The sequence below is a fragment of the Tenebrionibacter intestinalis genome (assembly GCF_016632365.1).
GTDB classification, from domain to species: domain Bacteria; phylum Pseudomonadota; class Gammaproteobacteria; order Enterobacterales; family Enterobacteriaceae; genus Tenebrionibacter; species Tenebrionibacter intestinalis.
Window position 1 is genome coordinate 1 of record NZ_JAEPBH010000134.1, and the last position, 1,188, is coordinate 1,188.

At 44.9% G+C, this 1,188-nt stretch carries 2 protein-coding genes; both read left to right on the forward strand.

Translation table 11 applies throughout. From position 1 onward, the window contains the following. Positions 1-720, forward strand: a 720-nt coding sequence (locus JJB97_RS18080) for a hypothetical protein (protein WP_238715458.1), incomplete at its 5' end; no start/stop codon positions are given. Next, positions 717-1,019 (forward strand): hypothetical protein, encoded by a 303-nt coding sequence (locus JJB97_RS18085; protein WP_238715459.1) that lies wholly within the window; start codon positions 717-719, stop codon positions 1,017-1,019. The genes JJB97_RS18080 and JJB97_RS18085, both read left to right, overlap by 4 nt. The last annotated feature ends 169 nt before the right edge of the window (positions 1,020-1,188 follow it).

The following is a 1,188-nucleotide window of genomic DNA, read 5'->3' on the forward strand; positions in this document are numbered from 1 at the left end:
TCAATGGCCGCGCCTGGCGCGAATGCCGCGAAGGTGGAACTCGAAAACAACACGTTAGGTGATGGTTGGCACGGCCTCCTTTCTTCCGGTGAGCAAAAGACGGGGCAGGCTGTCAGTTCTTACGTTGAGTACGCGCAGAAAAATAACCTGCCACCTGAGCAGATCCAGGCCGGACTCGAAAATATAATTCAGGGTGATCTACCAGAAAGTGCGGATGTTGTTAAAGCCATTCTGAGTAATAATCCAGGCTCGGATACCGTCATGGCACTGCTGACGGCAGAAGAAGCGAAGGATTATGCGCTGGCCCTGTTGACGTCGTTACCGGCAGAGCGTGCGCTGGCGCTGGTCGGTAAGGCTGCTAATGTTATCGATAATAAACTGTTGATTAGCGCCGCAGAGAAAATATCGACGGCGAAGCCGGGTCAGCAATTTACACAGCCTCGCGATTTGAATGAGCAGTTGTTGTGGAGCCAGGTTAGTGAAAATCCAGCCTCAGGCCAACCTTTAAGAAATATGAATAATGATCCAAGATTCCCTGTATCTGCTGGTTTCCAGAAAATGCAGGTAACACAAAAAACCACTGATGGGCAAAGCATTACAATTCATTATCAATACAACTCAAATACTGGTAAGGCTTATGATATAAAAATAACTACTCCTCAAAGAATTACCTCCGATCCCTCAGATATATTTAACTCTATAAAGGATGCGGTGAAATGAAGATAAGTGATCGCCATGAAGTTATTGTTATTTTTGCCATCTATTGGATGAATAATAAGACTTATTTCTATGGGATGTCTAAAGGATATACAGGGTTATTAGCGTATGATGCATCTGAAGTAGAAATTATAGATTCAACCTTGTCAGGAGAGTTTATCTACTTAGACAATGGGATTTTCTATAAGCCGCTAATAGTTAATAAATTGCTGGATGATCTAGTTGAGGGATTACCAGATGCATATCATCAATTCATTGAAATATTGAAAAAAAATGGTCATATAGATCCTGATTTCTGTTAGAAGGCAGAGGTCCCGGTTTCAGTACCGGGATTAAAAAATATCGACGGCGAAACCGGGTAAACAGTTTACTGCACCGAGAGCCGGCCACCGGCACCGGGCAGGCGAAGGAAAGCGACAGGGGCGTCACCTTACCGGCCATCAGCAACGGCAGCCTTATCATCCGTGACAC

Bases quoted from the DNA above. Each gene is read 5' to 3' on its own strand.
- JJB97_RS18085 (WP_238715459.1), top strand. From the start codon at position 717: ATGAAGATAAGTGATCGCCATGAAGTTATTGTTATTTTTGCCATCTAT.